The sequence below is a fragment of the Curtobacterium sp. GC_Cur_3 genome (assembly GCF_026544205.1).
Taxonomy (GTDB): Bacteria; Actinomycetota; Actinomycetes; order Actinomycetales; family Microbacteriaceae; genus Curtobacterium.
This window is the reverse complement of record NZ_JALNUI010000003.1, coordinates 87,228-107,644: the sequence shown is the minus strand read 5'-3', so window position 1 is coordinate 107,644 and position 20,417 is coordinate 87,228. Positions and strand designations below refer to the sequence as shown.

Below are 20,417 nucleotides of genomic sequence, written 5' to 3'. Positions count from 1 at the left end.
TCTCAGCCGGTTCCGGCCGGTCGTGTCGGCCGACCAGCGGACGGGAGGCTCGTGACCAGCCCGCCCCGAGCCTCCCGTCCGGTGATGGGCCGGCCCCACCTCCGCCGACACCGCGTGGCAGGGTGGGCGCATGACCTTCGAGCAGCACGCACGCTCGTTCGGCGCCGCCGCCGACGCCTACGAGCGCGGACGCCCCGGCTACCCCTCGGCGGTCGCGGAGTGGCTCGCGCCGGACCCCGTGACGCTGGCCGTCGACGTCGGAGCCGGGACGGGCAAGTTCACGCGGACGCTCCTCCCCCGGGCCACCGAGGTGGTCGCGGTCGATCCGGACGCGGCCATGCGAGCGCGGCTGACCCACGTGCTGCCGGGCGTCCGAGCACTCGAGGGCACCGGCGAGGCGGTCCCGCTCGAGGACGCCACCGCCGACCTCGTGACCTTCGCCCAGTCATGGCACTGGGTCGACCCGACAGCGGGAGCGCTCGAGGCTGCCCGCATCCTCCGACCGGGCGGAGTCCTCGGTCTGGTGTGGAACATCCGGGACGAGTCCATCGCCTGGTCGGCCGACCTCGGCGCACTCATCATGCGACCGGAGTCGCGGATCATGCAGTACGACCGGCCGTTCGTCGGCGAGCCCTTCACCGATGGCGCCCATCGGACCTTCGCCTGGGTCGACGAGCAGTCCCGCGCGGACTTCCTCGACATGATCGCCTCGCGGAGCTACGTCATCGTGATGCCGGCCGACGAACGCCAGGCGCTGCTCCGTGCGGTCGAGGACCTGCTCGACCGCACGCCCGAGACCGCCGGACGTGCAATGGTCCCGGTGCCGTACGTCACGCACGTCCACCGGTACCGCCGCCCCTGACCGCCGCCGCGCTACGGTTGCTCCATGCGAGCGACCGTGCGGGACGTGGCAGCCCTCGCCGGGGTCTCCCCGAAGACCGTCTCCAACGTCATCAACGGCGGCGTGGTCGTGCGACCCGACACCCGGGAGCGCGTCGAGCAGGCCCTGACGCAGCTCGACTACGTCCCGAACCTGTCTGCGCGCGGACTGCGCAACGGCCGATCGGGTGCGATCGCGCTGACGTTGCCCGAGATGAGCAGTGCCTACTCCGCCGAACTCGCCCGGTGGTTCGTGGAACTCGCCCGCGACCGGGACTGGGTCGTCCAGCTCGACCAGACCGCAGCCGACCCGGAGCGGGAACGGCAGCTCGTGTCCCGCGCCCGGGCACACCTGGTGGACGGACTGATCCTCAACCCGGTGTCGCTCAGTGCGAGCGTGCTCGCGTCGACCGCCGGACTGCCCCCGACGGTGGTCATCGGCGAGGTCGAACCCGAGCACGTCGACCAGGTCCACGTCGACAGCAGTGCCGCAGCGCACGAGGTGACGACCTACCTGCTCGACCACGGACACCGGCGCATCGCCGTGGTGGGCGCCCCTGAGCCGGCCGCCGACGGCGCCCAGGTCACCGCCACGAGCGAGCGGCGGGTCAGCGGACACGACGCCGCCCTGCGGGACGCCGGCCGCAACCCCGACCCCGCGCTCCGGGTGCCGCTGCCCGGGTGGTCGACAGCAGACGCAGCCGGGGCCTTCGGCGTGTGGCTCGACGCCCTCGGGGACGCCCCACTCCCCGACGCCGTCTTCGCGTTCACGGACTCGATCGCGTTCGGCGTGCTGCACGTCCTGGCAGCGCGAGGCATCCGCGTGCCGGACCAGGTGAGCGTCGTCGGGTTCGACGACGTCGACGGTGCGGCGTTCGCGATCCCCGCGCTGACCACGGTGTCGTTCGACCGACGGGCCTTCGCGGACGCCGCCCTCGACCTGCTGACGGCACGGATCGCGGACCGCGACGCTCCCCCGTCGACCGTCGTGATCCCGCACCGGATCGTCGAGCGCGCGAGCGTCGCCCGGCGCTGATCCCGCACCGTGCGCGGGCGCTCGGCGCCTGACGCCCACGCCAGCCCCGCACCGTGCGCGGGCGCTCGGCTGGTGCGAGCTTCCCAACGTGGTGCGGCGCCACGACCGGACACGGGGTGGTCATCCTCGCACCAGACCGCCGGGCAGCCCGCGGACACCCCGCCGCAGCAGCAGCAGCAGGCAGGCTCAGCGCAGGTCGGCCGCCTCGAGCACGGCGTCGCGGGCCCGGGCATCGCCGAGGATCCGGAAGTGGCCCCCGACGGGCACCCGCACGTTCGTGGCCCCGGCGAGCGCGCTGCCCCCGGGGATGAGCGTGTCGAACACCCCGTACACCGAGGTGATCCGCCGGTTCGCGTCGAGCTCCCGCGCCAGCCCGGCGAGCACCGGGTCAGCCGCCCGGAACGCCCGCAGGTGCGGCACCGGCGCGAGGTTCGCGTAGACGGAACCGCCGAACGGGGTGGACACCGCGACCATCCGGTCCAGGCGCCCGTCGTGGTCCAGGTGCGCCATCGCGTACTTGCCGATCAGCCCGCCCTTGCTGTGTGTGACGAGCAGGACGTTCCGCAGATCGAGTTCCTCGATGGAGGACATCACCTCTGCGGCGGAGATCGGGACCGGTCGGAGGTTGTGCCGCAACGACGCGAGCACGTGCACCGGGTGCCCCCGGTCGTGCAGTGCGTCCATGAGCGGCCGCATGAAGTGCCAGGTCTCGTAGACGCCGGGGATCACCACGACCGGTTGACCGTCGCCGTCCCGGTAGTCGTCAGCCGTGGTCGGCCCGAAGCTCTGCACCTGCCAGCGGATCGCGTAGCACCAGTCGAGGACGGCCCACCAGGCCCGTCGCACCAGTCCCACCCGGACGGGAGGCTCGGCTCGGCCCGCGTGGACCTGCCCACCGCTCATCGGGTCGCCTCCAGTGCCTGCATCCGGCGGAACTCGTCGACGAGCTCCGCGAAGGCACCGGGTTCGTGCTCCTGCACGTGGTGCGCGCCCCGCAGTTCGGCGAGCGCCCCACGCTCCGCGACCTGGGCGAGCCGAGCGGTCCAGGCACTCCTGGCGATGGGGTCCCGGTGCCCGCGTACGACGAGGACCGGCACCCGGAGTCGCCCGACGGCCTCGCGCATCGGGTACCGCATCATCGGACGGAGCTGCCACCGGTACTGGCAGAGGCTCCTGAGGTAGTCGGTCACGAGGACGACGTTCATCCGCGCCGTCTCGAAGAAGCCGTCGACCCCGAGCGAGAGCGCCTGCTGCAGGAGGGTCCTCCTGTGGTCGTCGATGACCGGTCCGACGAGGACGACCGAGTCGACCTCCTCCGGATGGCGGATGGCGGCTTCGACCACGACCTGCGCTCCCATCGACTGCCCGACGAGGATGCTCTCGTGGACACCGCGGGACCGGACCGCCCGCATGACCAGGTCGGCGAGTTCGGGCATCTCCAGCCGACGTCCGGCGCCGGGCAGGCCACCGAAGCCGGGCAGGTCGACGGTGATGGTGCGGTGTTCCCGGGCCAGGGCGATCTGCGACCGGCCGAACGAGCGATGCGACATGCCGATGCCGTGCACCAGGACGACGGTCGGCTCGAGCGCGTCGTGACGACGGCCGGCCGGCGCGATCGTGCGGAGCCGGACGGGCATCCCGTCCACCGAGACCGTCTCCACCAGTGCGCGCACACCTCGACAGTACGCAGTCGATGCTCGCAGGGACCCGGCAGGTCCACCATCGGCTCCTCCAAGCCGGGCCACCTGGAATGCCCCCATGAGTGACACCCGCAACGACGACACCTCGACGAGCCAGCAGCACGACCAGCACGCCCAGCACACCCAGTCCGCGCAGTGGCCCGGCTCCGGGTGGACGCAGGCACCTGCCCCGGCGCCGGGACAGCCCGTCGGACCGACTCCCTGGTACGGCGCCGGGGCACAGTCCCCGCGCACCGGGAAGCCGCGTCCGCCCTGGTTCTGGCCGGTCATCGCGATCGCGATCGGACTCGCGGCGCTGCTGGCGGGCGGCGGCGTCGGGTTCGCGATCGGTCACGCGATCGCCACGCACCAGACGCACTCGACGCCCCAGATCCCGGGGCAGGGCACGAACCGGTTCCCGGGCCAGGGCGGCGGCACGAACCAGTTCCCGGGCCAGGGCGGCGGCACGGGGACGGACGGGAGCACGGGGACCGGCGGAACCGGGACTGACGGCACGGGCAGCTGAGCGCTACCCTCCGACCATGCGCAAGGTGACAGCGGGGCTCTTCACGTCGGTCGACGGCGTCGTGCAGGACCCCTTCAACTTCCAGTACGACAGCTTCGACGACGAGCTCGGCGCGGGCATGGGGACCTTCATGGCCCGTACCGACACGGTGCTCCTCGGGCGGAACAGCTACACGGAGTGGTCCGAGTGGTGGCCCGCCCACCCCGAGGACCCGTTCGGCCAGTGGATCAACCCGATCGAGAAGCACGTGGCCTCGACCACGCTCGGCGACGACCTGGCATGGGAGAACAGCTCCCGCATCCAGGGCGACGTGCACACCTTCGTGCGGGAGCTCAAGGAGCGGGACGGCGGTGCCATCGCGGTCTGCGGCAGCGTCACGCTCGTGCGCAGCCTGCTCTTCGCGGGGCTCCTCGACGAACTGCAGCTCATGGTGCACCCGGCGATCGCCGGCAGCGGTCGGAAGCTCTTCGAACCGACCGACCCGCCCACGCGCCTCCGACTGGTCGAGAACACCGTGACCAGCCGCGGCAACGTCGTGAGCACCTACGCGCCGCGGGCCGACTGACGGCGCTGCGCACATCCTCCGATCCGGCACCCGCAGGGGTGGACCGGAGGAGTGCGGAAGCGGCGTACCGTTGTGGTTGCCGTTGACCGCATCACCCACGGAGCTCACCATGCCGCAGGACCCTCGCCCGCACGTCGTCATCGTCGGCGGTGGGTTCGCCGGGATCGCCGCCATGCGCGAACTCGCCGACGCCCCGGTGCGCGTCACCCTCGTCGACCGCCACGTCTACAACATGTTCCAGCCCCTCATGTACCAGGTGGCGACGGGTGGCCTGAACGCCGGGGACGTGACCTACTTCCTCCGCAGCCTCCGCGCGCGGCAGGACAACGCCGAGTTCCGCCACGGACTCCTCACGAACATCCGACCGGACGAGAAGATCGCCGAGATGTCCGACGGGGAGGACCTGCACTACGACCACCTGGTCCTTGCGAACGGCGTCAACACGAGCTACTTCGGCACCCCGGGCGCCTACGAGTACGCGTACTCGATGTACTCCCGATCGCAGGCCCTGCGCATCCGCGACGAGCTCTTCACCCGGTTGGAGGAAGCGGCAGCCAACCAGGGCCCCGACGAGATCAGGATCGTCATCGTCGGCGGTGGCGCGACCGGCGTCGAGATGGCCGGCGCGCTCGCCGAGCTGCGCGACCAGGCACTCGAGGGCGCCTACCCGGAGATCGTCCGCGGGAACATCACCATCACGCTCGTGCACCGGAGCGGTGAGCTGCTGAAGCCCTTCGCGCCGCGGCTCCGTCGGTACGCGGCGAAGGTGCTGCGCAAGCGCGGGGTCATCCTCCGGCTCAACACCGGCGTCTCGGAGGTCCGCCGCGACGGCGTCATGACCGCGGACGGCGAGTTCATCCCCGCGTCGCAGGTCATCTGGGCAACGGGTGTCGCCGCGCACAAGGAGGTCTCGAACTGGGGCATGCCGCAGACGCACGGCGGCCGCATCCAGGTGAACGACGACCTCAGCGTGAAGGGGGTCGAGGGCATCTGGGCCGCCGGTGACATCGCCGCGCAGGACGACGCCCTCGCGCAGCTCGCCCAGCCGGCGCTGCAGGGCGGCAAGCACATCGCCCGGCAGATCGTCCGCACGCTCGAGGGCAAGCCGACCGAGCACCTCAAGTACCACGACAAGGGCACGATGGCCACGATCGGGACGAACGCGGCGGTGGCCCAGCTCCGCGGCGGCATCACGATGGTCGGCCCCGTCGCCTGGGCCGCATGGGTCGCGGTGCACATCGCGTCGCTGCTCGGAAACGGCAACCGCCTGTCGACGCTGTCCCACTTCTTCGTGCGCTACCTGTGGTTCATGCGGAAGCGCTCGATCCCGATCGTCGGCGACGTCCGCCCGGTGCGCCCGAACGGCGACCGCGAGCCCGAGCCCTGGCAGATGCAGAAGGCCGAGTAGCCCCGCGCGGGCGCCTGCCGCTTCGCCAGGCGACACTGTCGTTGTCGTACGACCTCGAGCTTGTCGTTCCGAGTCGCGAGGCGCTGGGTCGAACGTGACGGACGACAACGTCGCTGTCGTGCGACCTCGAGCTTGTCGTTCCGAGTCGGAAGCGGCGTGCGCTCCCCGCCACGCGGCGGACGGGAGGCTCGGTGCCGGGCCGCCACGAGCCTCCTGTCCGATGGATGGCTCGTGGCGCTCGCACCGTGCGCGCTCTTCCGGCCGGTGCGAGTTCGTGCACCCGGTGCAGCGCGAGGGACCCGCACCGTGTGCCCAACCTCGCACCGGGCGCCCACCGCCCGCCCGGCCGCGCCGCGCCTACCGCGCGGCGGCGGCGTAGGCGCCCGCGGCGATGTCCTCCGCGAGCGTGGGGCCGGTCGGCTCCCACCCGAGGAGCTCCCGCGTCGCGGCGGACGAGCCCGACATCTCCATGGCGAAGAACTGCCCGATGAAGCCGAAGTGGGCGACGGCGTCGGCCGGGTCCACCGAGGTGACGGGCAGCCCGAGGGCCTCGCCGATGGCCTCGGCGATCGCCCGCGTGGGGACGGCGGTCTCGGCCGAGGCGTGCATGCGGGTACCGGCGGGTGCCTGTTCGAGTCCGAGCCGGACGAGCCGCGCGGCGTCGGACCGGTGCACGGCGGACCAGGAGTTGGTGCCCTCCCCGACGTAGGCCGACACTCCGTTCCGCTCGGCCGCGGCGGTGATGAGCGCGATGAAGCCGTGGTCGCCCATGCCGTGCACGGTCGGGGCGAAGCGCGCCGAGATGGTCCGGACGCCCTGGTCGACGAAGTCGAGGGCGCGGTTCTCGCTGCCGCCGCGCATCGCCTCGGGTCCGCTGAACGGCGAGACGTCGGTCTCGACGGCCGGTCGGTCCTGCGCGAGCCCGGCGATGCCCGAGGCCACGACGAAGGGACGATCCGTGCCGACGAGCGCGGTGCCGATGGTCTCGACCGCGGCTCGCTCGGCGGCGTTCGTCGCGGCCGCGTTCGTCCAGTCGTGCTTGTTGGCGAGGTGAACGACCGCGTCCGCGTCCGACGCCCCGCGGCGGATGGCGTCGAGGTCGTCGAGGTCACCGCGGAGCGGGGTGGCACCGGCGGCGGTGACGGCAGCGGCGGACGCGTCCGAGCGGGCGAGTCCAGTGACGTGGTGACCGGCGGCGACGAGCTCGTCGACGGTGGCGGAGCCGATCCAGCCGGAGGCTCCGGTGAGGAATACGTGCATGGGGTGTCCTTCCAGGACGAACGAGATCGAACGGGGGCGACTCGACATGCGATGTCACCGACTGACATCACCGTAGCACCCGATGTCATGCACTGCCATCAGTAGACTCTCCCCATGGCACGTTGGCAACCCGGCACCCGCGAGCGCCTGCAGGCCGTGTCCCTGCACCTCTTCGCCGAGCAGGGGTTCGAGCGCACCACCGTCGCCGAGATCGCCGCCGCAGCCGAGGTCACGGAGCGCACCTTCTTCCGGCACTTCGACGACAAGCGCGAGGTCCTGTTCGCCGGACAGGAGGACTTCGTCGCGATGTTCCTCGACCCGATCGCGACCGCTCCCGACGACACCCCCACGCTCGAGCTCGTCAGCCGGTCGCTCGAGGGCACGACCGCCCGCTTCGCCGACGAGCGCCGTGCCTGGTCGCGGATGCGCCAGCCGATCATCGAGGCCGAACCGTCCCTCCGCGAGCGCGAACTCGGCAAGCTGGCGACGCTCACCGTCCGGATCGGCGAGGCCCTCCGCACGCGGGGCATCGAGGAACCCGGGGCCACGCTCGCAGCCGAGATGACCGTCACGGTGTTCCACCTGTCGTTCCAGCAGTGGATCGCGCCGGGTGAGGACCGCTCCCTGCAGGCCCTCACCCGGGAACGCCTCGACGCCCTGACCGCCCTCGTCGCACCGTCGCCGAACGGACGTACAGGTCGATCTTGAGGTCCCTCTTGGGCGGACGGAGCATCCTGGCAGGTCAGGAACCCGACCCCTGACGAGGAGGCGACGTGTCGACGAGCACGCTCGCGCAGGCCACGACCGCAGGCACAGCCGCAGCCGCACCCGCGACCGCCGGCCCAGCAACCAGCACCACCGCCGGCACGATCCAGGCACCGACCGCAGCGCACGGCCCCCTCGCCCACCGTGCCACGGCCCTCGACGGACTCCGCACCGTCGCGATCCTCGCCGTCATGCTCTACCACCTGCACGTGGCCGGCTTCATCGGCGTCCAGGTCTTCTTCGTGCTCTCCGGCTTCCTCATCACGTCGCTGCTCCTCGGCGAACAGCGACGCACCGGCCGCATCCGCCTCGGCAGCTTCTGGCTGAAGCGCCTGCTCCGCCTGTACCCGGCCCTCCTGGTGATGGTGGCCGCGGGCATCGCGCTGTGGTCATGGGTCGGCGACTACAAGGGCGCCTCGTTCTCCGCCGGAGAGGCCGCACTCATCGCCCTGACCTACACCGGCAACCTGTTCCGCTCGTTCTGGGACACCACGCAGGGCGTCTTCGGGCACACCTGGAGCCTGTCGATGGAGGAGCAGTTCTACCTCGTCTGGCCACCCGTGCTCGTGCTCCTGTTCGCGGTCCGGGCCCACCGTCGAGCGCTCACCGTCGGTCTCGGCGTCGTGGTCGTCGGCGCGTCCGTGGCGTCGTGGGCGAGCTACCGCACCCCGGGTGGCGGAGCGACGCCGGACGTCTACTTCTCCCCCGTGCTCGGCCTGGTCCCGCTGGCGACGGGCTGCCTGCTCGCCCTGCTCCTCGACGACGAGCGGGTCCGGACGTGGGCGGCCGGGATCGCCGGGCACGTGGGCACCTGGGTCGGTCTCGGGCTCCTCGTGGCCGTGCAGGTCGCGATCGGCGACGACTGGGGCCAGCACGCCTGGACGTTCGGCCTGCTGCTCCCCGCCACCGGCATCGTCTCGGCACTGCTGATCGGCGGTCTGGTCTCCGTCCGGACCCCGGTGTCCGTGGCGCTCTCGTGGCGTCCGGTGGCCTGGTTCGGTCGCCGCGTCTCGTACGCCGCGTACCTCTGGCACCCGCTGGTCATCGCCCTGCTCGGCACCGTGGTGTCCGGCATCGCCGGTGCGTCCGCCTGGATCTGGCTGCTCGGCACCGCGATCCTGGTCGCCGTCGGTGCGGCCTACGCCGTCGAGGTGCCGATCGAACGGCTCCGCCGCCGCTTCCGGGAGGCGCGGCGCCTGCTGGCAGCGGAGCGGGCCGCCGCGCAGGTGGCCGACTGAGGCGATCGCGCGTGGCCGTCACGACGGCCGGACCATGACGAACGGGAGGCACGGTGCCAGCTGGCACCGTGCCTCCCGGCATGTGGTCCGCGTCAGCGGCGGTTCGTGCCGTCCTCGTCGAGGTCGATCTCCTCGTGCGCGACGTCCTCCGACACCTGCTGCTGCTCGGTGACGGTCTCGGTGCCGAGCCGGACCCGCTCCACGGGCACGGTCTCCTTGTCGACGACGACGTGCTCGGCGTTGAGGGTGACCTCGTGCTCCTCCTCGGAGAGCGCCGGCCCGTCCGTGGCCGCACCGACGTTGGCGTCGGTGATCGGCTCGGTCTCGAGGCGGACCTCCTCGTGCTGCACCGGCACCGTGACGGTCTGCTGCTCCGTGACGATGTGCTTCCGGAGCCGCGCGCGCCCGGCGGCGACCCGCTCGGTGCCGACCTGCAGTCGCTCCTCGGAGCGGGTCATCGCGTCGTCGGTGTCCGGGCCGGAGGTGTCGTGCCCCGCCGAGGCGGTCGTGCCGCTGCCGACGAGGTCGGCGTCCGTGCCGGACGTGGTGCCGGTCGTCGCGCCGTCGACGTCGGAGGCCGTGCCGTAGCCGGCTGCTCCGCCGACGACACCATCGTCCGTCGAGCCGGTGGAGGACGACGTCGTGCCGCCGCCCAGGCCGTAGTGGTCGAACAGGCGGTCCTGCTCGGCGTCGGACAGGTCACCGTCCGCGTCGATGCGCGGCGCGTCCTTGATCTGGTCCTTGTCGTAGCCGAGGCGCAGCTCGTCGCCGGTGATCGTGGCGCCCTCGAGCGGCACGAAGGACTCGGACGTGCCGAACAGGCCGGTCGAGATGCTCGCGAAGAGCGGCTGCCCGCTCGTCTGGTCGACGTAGACCTGCTTCACGGTGCCGACCTTGTCGCCGCTCGGGTCGATGGCCTTCGCGTCGAAGATGCTGTTCACGTTCGTGGTGTCGATCATGGTGTTCCCTTCGTGGTCGTGCGGTTCGTGCGTCCTCCCGGCGTCAGGGCACCGGGAGGTGTTCGGGTGGGGTCGGCGTCAGCGTCGTCGTCAGCGACCGAGGCCGACGCGGTCGACCTTGCGGTGGTACCGCATGCCGGCGAGGCCGCCGAGCACGGCACCGACGAGGCTGATGACCGCGACGACGATCGCCGTGATGATCCCGGCCGCGGTGAGGGTGCCCTCGTCGACCGGGATGCGGGGGAAGCTGTTGAGGTTCCCCAGCACGTTGAACTGCGCCCCGGCGACCGCGGTCACGATGGCGACGACGATCGCGATGACGACGGCCCAGATCCAGACGGCGACGCCCTGCTTGGCTCCGGAGAACCGCGCCATCCGCCCGGCGACGTAGCCGCCGCAGAAGTAGGCGACGAACAGGATGACGGCGAGGGCGATCGCACCGACGATGCCGACGACGTCCCCGTTCTCCGAGACCTGCTTCGCCGCGTCCGCCGCGTCGCCGCCGTTCTGGCCGAGGCCGACGCCGGCCCCGACGGCGCTGAGGACCGCGGTGAGGATCACCGCCGTGCCCGTCGCCGTCAGCCAGCCGAAGAAGGCCGAGCCCCACTTGAAGCCGGAGAACTCCTCCTTCTCGCGTGCCAGCACGTCCTCGCGCTGGGTCGCGCCGCGGTCCGCGGCCACCGCCCGGTTCGGCGGTCCGTCGATGCGGTCGTCGTCGGGTCGTCGTGCTGCGTGGTCTGCCGTGCTCATGCTGTCTCCTGGTGCTGCTGGTGGTCCCCTCCGCCGTGAGGCAACTCCAGGGCACGTGTGCAGCCGAGCAGGTGGGACCGGGGGCCGCGCTCCGGGGACACACGGGCGACCGGGATGCGCGGTCCGTAGGCTGCGGGGGTGACCGACGAGCGGACGGACGTCCTGGTGGTGGGCGGTGGCCCGGTCGGGGTGTTCCTCGCGGCGCTGCTCGCGCAGTCGGGGCTCGACGTGCAGGTGTGGGAGCGGCGGGACACCACGCCGTGGGGCTCGCGGGCCATCGGCATCCACGCACCGTCCCTCGACGCCTTCGCCGCGATCGGCGCCGACGTGCCGGTCCTCGCCGAGGCCACGCTCGTGCGCCACGGCGTCGCCCGCAGCCGCGGTCGGACACTCGGCACGCTGTCGTTCGCGCGGGCGTCGGACACGCACCCGTACGTCGCCACCCTCGACCAGCACCGGACCGAGGGCATCCTGCGTGACCGGCTCGCGGCCTGGTCACCGGGCGCGCTCCGGACGGGCACGAGCGTCACCGCGCTGCACCGGCACCGCGACCAGGTGGACGTCGAGGGCACCGGTCCCGACGGTGCATCGATCGCACTGCGAGCCGGGTTCGTCGTCGGTGCCGACGGCGCCCGCAGCACCGTGCGGGACCTGCTCGGGATCGACACCGTCGGTCGCGACTACCCCGACCGCTACGTCATGGGCGACTTCGCCGACCCCGAGCCCACGTCCGCTCGCTCGACGGCGCTGGTCGACGTCGGACCCGAGGGCGTCGTGGAGTCCTTCCCGCTGCCCGACGGCCGCCGTCGCTACGTCGCACTCGTCGGCCGTGGGACCCCGGCGGACGACGAGGTGGACGCGGCCGCGCTCGCCAGGACCGTCCGCGAGCGCACGGGAGCCGCAGTCGACCCAGACACCTGCTCGATGCTCAGTGGCTTCCGGGTCCGTCGCCGCGAGGCGCTCCGCGTGGGGATCGGCCGCGTCGTCCTCATCGGCGACGCGGCGCACGAGATCAGCCCGATCGGCGGGCAGGGCATGAACCTCGGCTGGCTCGACGCCGCCGACCTCGCTCCCCTGCTGACGGACGGCGTCCGCACAGGCGGCGCCGGACCGTGGCCCGGCTACGCACGTCGCCGGCAGGCGGTCGCCCGCCGGGCCGCGCGCCAGGCCGAGGCCAACATGGCGGTCGGTGGCCGCGCCGTGGGGCCGGCCATGCTGGCTCGTGAGGCGCTGTTGCGGACGGCGCTGGGCCTCCCGACCGCCGACCTGTTGGCGCGCCTGTACGCGATGCGGTGGGCCTGAGGCCCTCAGGCGACGAGCCGCGCCCCGGCGAGCCCCAGCTCGACGACGAGCACCAGCGACGACACGATGACCAGCCGGAACAGCACGCGGGTCGGTGGACCGGTGAGCACGAGACGGACGCCGACGACGGCGAGCACGACGACCACGACCGTGCCGGTGACCGCGAGCACGACGCCGAGGCCGCGCACCGGGTCGTCCCCGCCGAGCTGGCCGACCAGGACGAGTCCGGCGGCCACCACGAGCGCCGCGAACGCGACCACGCCGGCGGCGTGCAGCCCGAGTCGGTGCGGGAACCCGCGCACACCGGTCGCCTCGTCGTCGACCAGGTCCGGCAGGACGTTCGTGCAGTGGATCGCGACGCCGAACACCGCGCCGGTCGCGATCGCCCACGCGGCGGGGAGCTGCGCGTCGGCACCGGCCGACACGGCGACCACCGGGAGCAGCCCGAACGCGACGACGAACGGCGCCACGGACCAGACGGAGCGCTTCAGGCCGGCGTCGTAGGCCCAGCCCGCGGCCACGAGCACGAGGTGCGCGACCGCAGCGACCGGCCCGAGGAACAGGGAGAGGACGACGGCGACGCCCGCGCTGACGAACGCCGCGTTCCGGACCGTCTCCTTCGCGATCAGACCGCGGGCGACAGGCTTGTCCGAGCGGCCGACGGCCCGGTCGCGGTCGGCGTCGATCCAGTCGTTCGCCAGGCCGATCGACAGCTGCCCGGCGACCACCGTCAGCGCGACCAGCACCACGAGCCACACCGGGTGGCCGACTGCGGCGGCGATGACCGCGGCGAGCACCGTGACCGTGACCGTGGGCCCGGGGTGCGACGAGGCGAAGAGCAGGCGCGCCGGTGACGTCATCGGGCCAGCCTACGGACGGGCTGCCGTGTGGGACGCCGATCGCCCTGGGGGCGGTGGGCGGTGGGCGGCGGGCGCTGCGTGGACAACCTGGGCCGGACGGCCGCGGGGCGCGCCTAGCCTCCGACGGGCGGCGCCCGGGGTGGGTCCCGTGGGGAGGACCACCATGACGACGACCGCGGCCGGAGCAGCACGACGGGACGGGTTCCTGCGGCGCATCACCTTCGCGTGTGCGTGGGGCGAGGGGCTGGACGGCTTCGACCTCGGGCTGATCAGCGTCGCGCTGCCGGCGATCACGGCGGCGCTCGGCCTCGACCCGGTGCTCGCCGGACTGATCGGGGCGAGCTCGCTCATCGGGATCTTCATCGGGGCCCCGCTCGCCGGGTGGCTGACGGACCGGTTCGGGCGGCGGCGGGTGTTCACGATCGACGTGGTGGCGTTCATCGTGCTCGGGCTCCTGCAGGCGTTCGTGCAGGACGGCTGGCAGCTGTTCGTCGTGCGGTTGCTGCTCGGGGTGGCCATCGGCGCGGAGTACTCGATCGGCGCCGCGATGCTCGCCGAGTTCGCGCCGGCGAAGGACCGCGGTCGACGCCTCGCCGGGCTGCTGGTCACCTGGTACGCCGGGTACCTGGTGGCCGTCGTCACCGCCTACGCGATGATCGACCGGGCCGGGCTGTCCTGGCGGTGGGTGCTCGTCACGAGTGCGCTGCCGGCGGTGGTCACGGCGGTGGTCCGGATCGGGTTCCCGGAGTCGCCGCGCTGGCTGCTCTCCCAGGGGCGCGGTGACGAGGCCCGGGCGGTGGTCCGCGAACGGCTCGGCGGCGACGCGTACTTCCAGCAGGAGGACTACGCGGCCGAGGACCAGCGCAGCGGCGGCTACCGCGCGCTGTTCGCCCCGGGCAACCGCAGCCGGCTCGCGTTCATCTCGCTCTTCTGGGCGTGCAACGTCGCGCCGTACTTCGCCATCTTCACGTTCGCCCCGACGGTGCTCGACGCGCTGCGCCTGGGCAACGAGGCCGCCGGGACGATCACGGTGAACGCGATGGCCGCCGTCGGTGCCCTGGTCGGGATGCTGACCATCGAGCGGCTCGGGCGGCGTCGACAGCTCATCCCGCCGTTCTGGATCATGGCGGTGGCGCTCGTGGTCGTCGGCGCGTGGGGGTCGGCACCGGCGTTCGTCGTCGTGCTCTGCTTCGCCGTGTTCTCGTTCATGAACGCCCTGCAGGGCAACCTGACCGCCGTGTACCCGATCGAGGTCCTGCCGACCGAGGTCCGCTCCACCGGTGTCGGCTTCGCTGCCGCGTGCAGTCGGGTCGGCGCGGCGGCCGGCACCTTCCTGCTGCCCGTCGGCATCGCGACGATCGGCATCGGGCCGTGCCTGCTCATCGCCGCGGGCGTGTGCGTCGTCGGCGCGGTGCTCTCCCAGCTCATGGCGCCCGAGACGACCGGACGCGGCCTGCACGAGACCAGCACGGCACCGCTGCGAACGACGGTGTCGTAGTGGGCTTGACACCGTTGGCTAATGGTCGTAGCTTATGGCTACACCCATTAGCCAGGAGGCCGACATGCTCGAACACATCACCACCGCCGACGGGACCATCGCCGTGGACGTCACCGGCGCCGGGCCGCTCGTGGTCCTCGCACACGGCATGGGCGACAGCCGCCACTCGTACCGGTTCGTCGTCCCGCAGCTCGTCGCCGCCGGCTACCGCGTCGCGAACGTCGACATCCGTGGCTGCGGCGACTCGAGCGCCACGTGGCCGTCGTACCAGCGCACGGACATCGCGCGCGACCTCGTCGCCGTGGTCCGCCACCTCGGCGGCCCGGCCGTCGTCGTCGGACAGTCCATCAGCGGTGGGGCCGCCACGATCGCCGCGGCGACCGCTCCCGACGTGGTCGTCGGCATCGTCGAGCTCGCCCCGTTCACCCGGAAGCAGGGCGTCGACCTCGTCGGGCTCCTGCGGAACAAGCACCACCGTGCCGGCACCCTGCAGCTCGCGAAGGTCATGACGACCGGCAGCCTGGCCGGCTGGATGGCCTACCTGGACGTCGCCGTCCCGACGAAGCCCGCCGACTGGGCCCAGGAGCGCGCCCGCATCGAGACCACCCTGCAGCAGCCGGAGCGCATGGCGGCACTCCGCGCCATGACGAAGACCTCCCCCGCCGACGCCGGCACTCACCTCGCCGACGTGCGCTGCCCCGTGCTCGTCGTCGAGGGCAGCGCCGACCCCGACTGGGCGGACCCCCGCGCCGAGGGCGTCCGGGTGATCGGCGACCTGGCCGAGGGCCTCGGTGAACTGGCGGTCATCGACGGCGCCGGGCACTACCCCCACACGGAGACGCCTGACCAGGTGGTGGCCCTGCTGCTGCCGTTCCTCCGTCGGACGCTCGCCACGGACGCGACCGAGAGCACCGACACCACCGACACCACGGGCCCCCGTGCCTAGGGCAGGCCTCGACCCGGCGACCGTCACCGAGGCCGCTGCGACGCTCGCCGACGAGATCGGTCTCGCGCAGCTGAGCATGAGCGTCGTCGCCGAACGACTCGGCGTGCGCTCCCCCTCGCTCTACAAGCACGTCGACGGGCTGCCCGACCTGACCCGCCGGGTCGCGGTCCTCGCGGCGAACGAGCTGGGCGACGAACTCCGCGAGGCCATGCAGGGGCTCGCGGGCGTGGACGCGCTCGGGGCCGCCGCGCAGACCGTGCGGCGCTACGTGCAACGACACCCGGGCCGGTACGCCGCGACCGTCGGCACGCGTCCGACCGGACCCGACGACCCCCTGGCGACGGCGCTCGAGCGCAGCCTCGCGTCCTTCGCGGCCGCCCTCCGCGGGTACCGGCTCGACCCGGCCGACGAGGTGCACGCGATCCGCATGCTCCGGAGCGTGCTGCACGGCTTCGCCACGATCGAGGCCTCCGATGGCTTCCGCATGGGCACCGACGTCGACACGAGCTTCGCGTGGATGATCGACTTCGTCGACCGGGGGCTGCGCGCGTCCACGGATCGGTGACGCGCGCGCCGGCCGCGGTGCGCCCGCGCGCACCTCGGTGCGAGGTTGCACACCCGGTGCGTCACCATGGGCCCGCACGGTGCGATCGAGCTCGCACCAGCTGGACGATCGCGCACGGTGCAGGGCGCACGACCGACGGCGCGCGGTGCACGAGCAGCGGGCGGCGCGACGTCGTCCGTCACACCGCCCGCCGCCACGGCGCACGCGTCAGCCGCGCGACCGACCCCGTCGGATCCGCCGCGTCAGCAGCAGCCCTCCGGCCGCCAGCAGCGCCGCGGCGAGCAGCCCCATCGGCAGCAGGTCCGCGCCGGTGAAGGCGAGCGCCCCGCCGGGCCGCTGGTCACCAGCACCGGACCCCGCCCCCGCCGGACCGGAACCGGCGCCGTCAGCGACACCACCGCCTCCAGGACCGGGCGCTCCAGCACCGGAGGTGGGTCCGGCACCGGGAGCCCCGCTCGCCGGAGCCGTCGGAGCAGGCTCAGCCGCCGTCACCGTGAAGGCGGCGCGAGCCACGACGGCACCGTCCACCGACGCCGTCACCCCCACCCGCCCGGAGGCCGTGGTCGCCACCGGCAGGTCGGCCGAGAACGCACCGTCAGCGTCCGTCCGCACGGTCACGCCGCCCACGTCGGGCTGCGTCGCGAGCACCACGTCGCTGGACGCGGGGAACCCGCTCCCGGTGACGGTCTGCGTCGCGCCGGCCTCGACCCGCGGGTCGGCGACCTGCAGCGTCGGGGTCACCACGGCCGCGGTGGAGAACCGCACGACCGTGCGCTTCGTCACGGACCGCTCGGCGACCGGAACCGTCAGGGTGCGCGTGTCGGCGTCGTAGGTCCACCCCGTCTGCGCGACGGCACGACCGTCGACGGTGACCGTGGTCGGACGGTCGGTGTCGGTGAACGTCGCGGTCCAGCTGCGGTCCCGCACCTGGCCGGCGAAGGACCCGTCGGCCGGGGCGACGTCGAGCTGCCCGCCGGCGGTCTGCTGCGTGTACCGGACCGCGGTGGAGGCACTGCCCGCCGCCGCCCGGCTCGTCGCGTCCGCCGTCGTGGTGGCGTCCAGGGCCGTGCTCGCACCGGTCCCGCCGGTCGCGGTGTCCTCACCGGCGTCCTCGTGCAGGGCGAACGAGCCGTCTGCCCCGGTCGCGACCCGGAGGGTCACGGCGTCGAGCGGTCCGGAGCCGTCGTTCGCGACGTGGTGCGATCTGGTCGGGACGATCCCGCCGCTCTTCACGAACACCGGCATCGCGTCGAGTCCGGTCGTCACCTGCGCGGTCGTGCCGCCCTGGTGGGTCTCCCCCGTGAACCAGTCGGTCCAGGAGCTGCCGGCCGGGAACCACACCGAGCGGGTGGCCGTGCCCGTCGAGTCGTTCGCGGTCGTGACCGGGGCGACGAGGACGTCCGGCCCGTACAGGTACTCCGAGCCGGCCATGGCGTAGGACTGCTGCGCCTCGGGGTACTGCAGGTAGAGCGGCTGCAGGATCGGGGTGCCGGTCGCCGTCGCCCGGGCGGCGAGCGTGTACGTCAGCGGGAGCAGGTCCTCGCGGAGGTTCAGGAACTGCTTCGCGGAGGCGTCCGCCGCAGCCGGGTACTGCCAGGGGAGCCGGTCGCTGTGGTTGCTGTGCAGGCGGTCGATCGGCTGGAAGGTCCCGAGCTGCACCCAGCGGGCGTAGAGGTCTTCCGGCAGTTGGGTCGTCCCCGGCTCGGCGCCCGTGATGCCGTACTGGGCGCCGTTGTGGCCGCCGATGTCGTGGCTGATGGACGCCAGGCCCGTCGCCGCGGACTCACCGGGCGTGTACCCGACCTCGGCGAGCAGCATGTCCCACGACGACGTGGTGTCGCCGGTGAAGTGCACGGTGGTGCGCTTGTCCGCCCAGGGCCCGGTCGGCACGGGCTGCGGGTTGCCGTAGCCACCAGCGGTCAGCGACCCGTACGCCCGGGAGAACGCGAGTCCGCGGCCGCCGAGGGCCTCGTTCGTCGCCTTCGCGTACTGCTGGTTGATGAAGGCGTCGGGGGTGACGCCGTTGGCCGAGTACTTCGAGACCTCGCTGCAGCACCAGTCGAGCCACCACATGTCGACGCCCTTCGGCTGCATCGCCGTGTGCAGGTCGAAGTAGGCCTTGAGCTGGTCGGGGTCGGACCAGTCGAACAGCCAGCGGTCGCCGTCGCCCTTCGTGAGCTTGCCCTTGGCCGTGGCCTGCGCCTGGGCGAACCGCGGGTCGCTGCCCGAGATCGACGGGTGGATGTTGAGCGTGTTGTGGATGCCCTCGGCGTGCCAGTCGGCCAGCAGGCTCGTCATGTCCGGGATCCGGGCCGGGTCGACCGACCAGCCGTCCCACTTGCTGTCGCCCTCGTTCGTCGGGCTGCCGACCTTGTAGTCCGTGTCGATCGCCATGACGTCGACGGGGACCTGCTCGTCCTTGAACTGCTTCGCGATCGCGAGGTAGTCCGCCTGCGAGCGGTCGTAGTACTCGGAGTACCAGACGCCGTACGCCCAGCGGGGCAGCAGCTTGGTCGGCCCGGTCAGCACGGCGAGCTCCTGCAGCGCGTGGCGGTAGTCGCTGCCGTACCCGAAGACGTACCCGTCCTGGTACGGCTCGCCGCCGTGGTCGCCCGCGGGCGTGACGGTGTCCGTCGCCTGGTCGTACCCGGCCGACGCGCTGTCGTCGAGGAGCGACCACCCGTCCTGGTAGAGCAGGCCCGGGTTCGTCTTCACCGACCCGTTGGCGGTGTCGAGGTCGCGTCGGTAGCCGCCGAGCGGGGCGTGCGCGGCGAGGACCGGCGACGCCGAGTCGACCGCGGCGACCGTGTCGAAGTTGACGTTGCAGTTCGCCGCGACGGTCGGGCAGCCGAGGACGACGTCGTTCGCACCGGCGGCGAGGTGCACCGGCACCTGCACGGTGTTCCAGTAGTCCCAGCCGCTCGTCGGCGGCAGGGACGCCGTCGTCGTGGCCTGTCCGGCCGGGGCCGCGGTCAGGGTCGGCGTGGCGGTGCCGCCGTTGGCGTAGCGGACCTGCAGCGTGTAGTCGCCCGCGGCCGGCACACCGGTGACGTGGGTGGTCATCGCGGCACCCGCACGCTCGAAGCCGGCGACGAAGCCGTCACCGGCGAAGCCGTTGTGGTTCGTCGCCGCGGTGGCGGGAGCGGTGAGCGTTGCGTCCTCGGCCTGGCAGACCGCGCCGAACGCGCAGTCCTGTCCGGCGACGGTCGTGGTCGGTGCCGGGTACGCGGCGCCCGTCGCCACGAGGGCGAGGCTGTCGACGTTCACCTGGCCGGAGTCACCCGCGGCGCGCTCGATGCGCACCGTGTGGGCGCCGGCGGGCAGGGCGACCGCCGTGGCGGCCGTGGTCCTCCAGTCGTCCCAGCTCGCACCGGGAGCCAGGCTGATCGTCCTCGCGGCACCGCCGTCCACCGTGACGCTCAGCGTGCGGGTGGTGACCTTGCCGTCACCGCCCTGCGAGTTCGCGTACCGGAGCGCCAGGTCGTACGAGCCGGCTGTCGCAGCCGTGGTGGTGAACGTCATCGCGTTGCCGACCGACTCGAAGCCCGCGGCGAACCCGGCACCGGTGTACCCGGCGTGGTCCGTCGCGAGCGACAGTCCCGTGAGTCCGAGCGCCTCGGCTTCGCAGAGCACCCCGATCGCACAGGACGGGGTCGGCGTGGACACCCACGGCGTCCCGGCGACCCGCTGCCCCGACGGCAGGGTCAGCGTGGTCTGCAGGGTGTCCTGCGTGAACGCCCCCGATCCCTCCTTGTACCGGACGGTCATCGCCCCGGTGTCGAGCGTCAGCCAGCCGCCCTGCTCGGTCTTCGTGAACGTCGTCGGCGCGAAGTCGTCGCGACCGATGACGTTGAAGGTGCTGCCGTCGGTGAACCGGCTGTCGCCGGCGTACTCGGTGCGGATCAGCGTCGGGGAGAGCACCTCGAAGCGGGCCTGCCCGGACTGGACGGTGCGGGCTGCGGCGGTGGCGCTGGCGGTGTCGGCAGTGGCGGGCAGGGCCGCGAGACCGAGCAGGCCCAGCACGGTCGTGCCCACCACGGCAGCGGCGGCGGCGCGCTGCCGCCCCCGGGATCGGACGGAGAAGGGACGCAACAGGGAACTCCTCGTGGACGGCGTCGTCCATCGGGCCGGGGTCGGCCGGGCGTGCGGAGGGTCCTGATCGACGCTCCGTTTACAACGCT

18 protein-coding genes are annotated in these 20,417 nt (G+C 72.8%); 11 read left to right on the top strand and 7 right to left on the bottom strand.

Features of this window, described 5'->3' with window-relative positions; all coding sequences use genetic code 11:
* Positions 1-130 precede the first annotated feature (130 nt).
* Both OXR63_RS02380 and OXR63_RS02375 read left to right on the top strand, forming a co-directional pair.
* Positions 131-862: a class I SAM-dependent methyltransferase gene (locus OXR63_RS02380; protein ID WP_267419797.1), complete on the top strand. Its 732-nt coding sequence runs from the start codon at positions 131-133 to the stop codon at positions 860-862.
* Between the two features lie 24 nt (positions 863-886).
* Positions 887-1,915, top strand: coding sequence for a LacI family DNA-binding transcriptional regulator (locus OXR63_RS02375; RefSeq protein ID WP_267419796.1), 1,029 nt, complete (start codon positions 887-889; stop codon positions 1,913-1,915).
* A gap of 186 nt (positions 1,916-2,101) precedes the next feature.
* On the opposite strand, the gene OXR63_RS02370 is transcribed toward OXR63_RS02375, so the two are convergent.
* Both OXR63_RS02370 and OXR63_RS02365 read right to left on the bottom strand, forming a co-directional pair.
* Positions 2,102-2,818, bottom strand: a complete 717-nt coding sequence (locus tag OXR63_RS02370) for an esterase/lipase family protein (protein WP_267419794.1) — start codon at positions 2,816-2,818, stop codon at positions 2,102-2,104.
* Entirely contained in the window at positions 2,815-3,588 is a 774-nt protein-coding gene (locus OXR63_RS02365; protein ID WP_267419792.1) for an alpha/beta fold hydrolase, read from the bottom strand. The genes OXR63_RS02370 and OXR63_RS02365 overlap by 4 nt, the downstream gene beginning before the upstream one ends.
* Positions 3,589-3,673: 85 nt before the next feature.
* Between OXR63_RS02365 and OXR63_RS02360 the strand changes: the two genes are divergently transcribed.
* The 3 genes from OXR63_RS02360 (at position 3,674) to OXR63_RS02350 (ending at position 6,093) form a co-directional block, all read left to right on the top strand.
* Positions 3,674-4,120, top strand: coding sequence for a hypothetical protein (locus tag OXR63_RS02360; RefSeq protein ID WP_267419790.1), 447 nt, complete (start codon positions 3,674-3,676; stop codon positions 4,118-4,120).
* A 16-nt stretch (positions 4,121-4,136) separates the two neighbouring features.
* The gene (locus OXR63_RS02355) at positions 4,137-4,685 is read left to right on the top strand and encodes a dihydrofolate reductase family protein (protein ID WP_267419788.1); all 549 of its coding nucleotides are present in this window, start codon (positions 4,137-4,139) and stop codon (positions 4,683-4,685) included.
* Between the two features lie 82 nt (positions 4,686-4,767).
* Positions 4,768-6,093, top strand: a complete 1,326-nt coding sequence (locus tag OXR63_RS02350) for an NAD(P)/FAD-dependent oxidoreductase (protein WP_267419787.1) — start codon at positions 4,768-4,770, stop codon at positions 6,091-6,093.
* A gap of 357 nt (positions 6,094-6,450) precedes the next feature.
* On the opposite strand, the gene OXR63_RS02345 is transcribed toward OXR63_RS02350, so the two are convergent.
* Positions 6,451-7,353 carry an SDR family oxidoreductase gene (locus OXR63_RS02345; protein ID WP_267419786.1) on the bottom strand — a complete coding sequence of 301 codons (903 nt, stop codon included), beginning with the start codon at positions 7,351-7,353 and terminating at the stop codon, positions 6,451-6,453.
* A gap of 114 nt (positions 7,354-7,467) precedes the next feature.
* Between OXR63_RS02345 and OXR63_RS02340 the strand changes: the two genes are divergently transcribed.
* The gene (locus tag OXR63_RS02340; RefSeq protein ID WP_267419785.1) at positions 7,468-8,061 is read left to right on the top strand and encodes a TetR/AcrR family transcriptional regulator; all 594 of its coding nucleotides are present in this window, start codon (positions 7,468-7,470) and stop codon (positions 8,059-8,061) included.
* 65 nt (positions 8,062-8,126) lie between these two features.
* Positions 8,127-9,356: an acyltransferase family protein gene (locus OXR63_RS02335; RefSeq protein WP_267419784.1), complete on the top strand. Its 1,230-nt coding sequence runs from the start codon at positions 8,127-8,129 to the stop codon at positions 9,354-9,356.
* A 92-nt stretch (positions 9,357-9,448) separates the two neighbouring features.
* Here the strand turns inward: OXR63_RS02335 and OXR63_RS02330 are convergent, their stop codons facing one another.
* Both OXR63_RS02330 and OXR63_RS02325 read right to left on the bottom strand, forming a co-directional pair.
* Positions 9,449-10,315, bottom strand: a complete 867-nt coding sequence (locus tag OXR63_RS02330; protein WP_267419783.1) for a YsnF/AvaK domain-containing protein — start codon at positions 10,313-10,315, stop codon at positions 9,449-9,451.
* A 90-nt stretch (positions 10,316-10,405) separates the two neighbouring features.
* Positions 10,406-11,065, bottom strand: a complete 660-nt coding sequence (locus OXR63_RS02325; protein WP_267419781.1) for a hypothetical protein — start codon at positions 11,063-11,065, stop codon at positions 10,406-10,408.
* A gap of 138 nt (positions 11,066-11,203) precedes the next feature.
* On the opposite strand from OXR63_RS02325, the gene OXR63_RS02320 reads away from it, so the two are divergent.
* Positions 11,204-12,367, top strand: a complete 1,164-nt coding sequence (locus tag OXR63_RS02320) for an FAD-dependent oxidoreductase (protein WP_267419780.1) — start codon at positions 11,204-11,206, stop codon at positions 12,365-12,367.
* Positions 12,368-12,372: 5 nt separating this feature from the next.
* On the opposite strand, the gene OXR63_RS02315 is transcribed toward OXR63_RS02320, so the two are convergent.
* The gene (locus tag OXR63_RS02315) at positions 12,373-13,227 is read right to left on the bottom strand and encodes a UbiA family prenyltransferase (RefSeq protein ID WP_267419779.1); all 855 of its coding nucleotides are present in this window, start codon (positions 13,225-13,227) and stop codon (positions 12,373-12,375) included.
* 163 nt (positions 13,228-13,390) lie between these two features.
* Between OXR63_RS02315 and OXR63_RS02310 the strand changes: the two genes are divergently transcribed.
* The 3 genes from OXR63_RS02310 to OXR63_RS02300 all read left to right on the top strand — a co-directional run bounded on the left by OXR63_RS02310 (position 13,391) and on the right by OXR63_RS02300 (position 16,236).
* A complete protein-coding gene (locus OXR63_RS02310; RefSeq protein ID WP_267419778.1) occupies positions 13,391-14,725 on the top strand; it encodes an MFS transporter in 1,335 nt (444 codons plus the stop codon).
* A gap of 64 nt (positions 14,726-14,789) precedes the next feature.
* Complete coding sequence (locus OXR63_RS02305) at positions 14,790-15,671, top strand: alpha/beta fold hydrolase (RefSeq protein ID WP_267419777.1); 882 nt, start codon at positions 14,790-14,792, stop codon at positions 15,669-15,671.
* Positions 15,664-16,236, top strand: coding sequence for a TetR/AcrR family transcriptional regulator (locus OXR63_RS02300; RefSeq protein ID WP_267419775.1), 573 nt, complete (start codon positions 15,664-15,666; stop codon positions 16,234-16,236). Before OXR63_RS02305 ends, OXR63_RS02300 begins: the two co-directional genes overlap by 8 nt.
* A 207-nt stretch (positions 16,237-16,443) precedes the next feature.
* Here the strand turns inward: OXR63_RS02300 and OXR63_RS02295 are convergent, their stop codons facing one another.
* On the bottom strand, positions 16,444-20,328 hold the full coding sequence (locus OXR63_RS02295) for a TIM-barrel domain-containing protein (RefSeq protein WP_267419774.1): 3,885 nt from the start codon (positions 20,326-20,328) through the stop codon (positions 16,444-16,446).
* Positions 20,329-20,417: the final 89 nt, after the last annotated feature.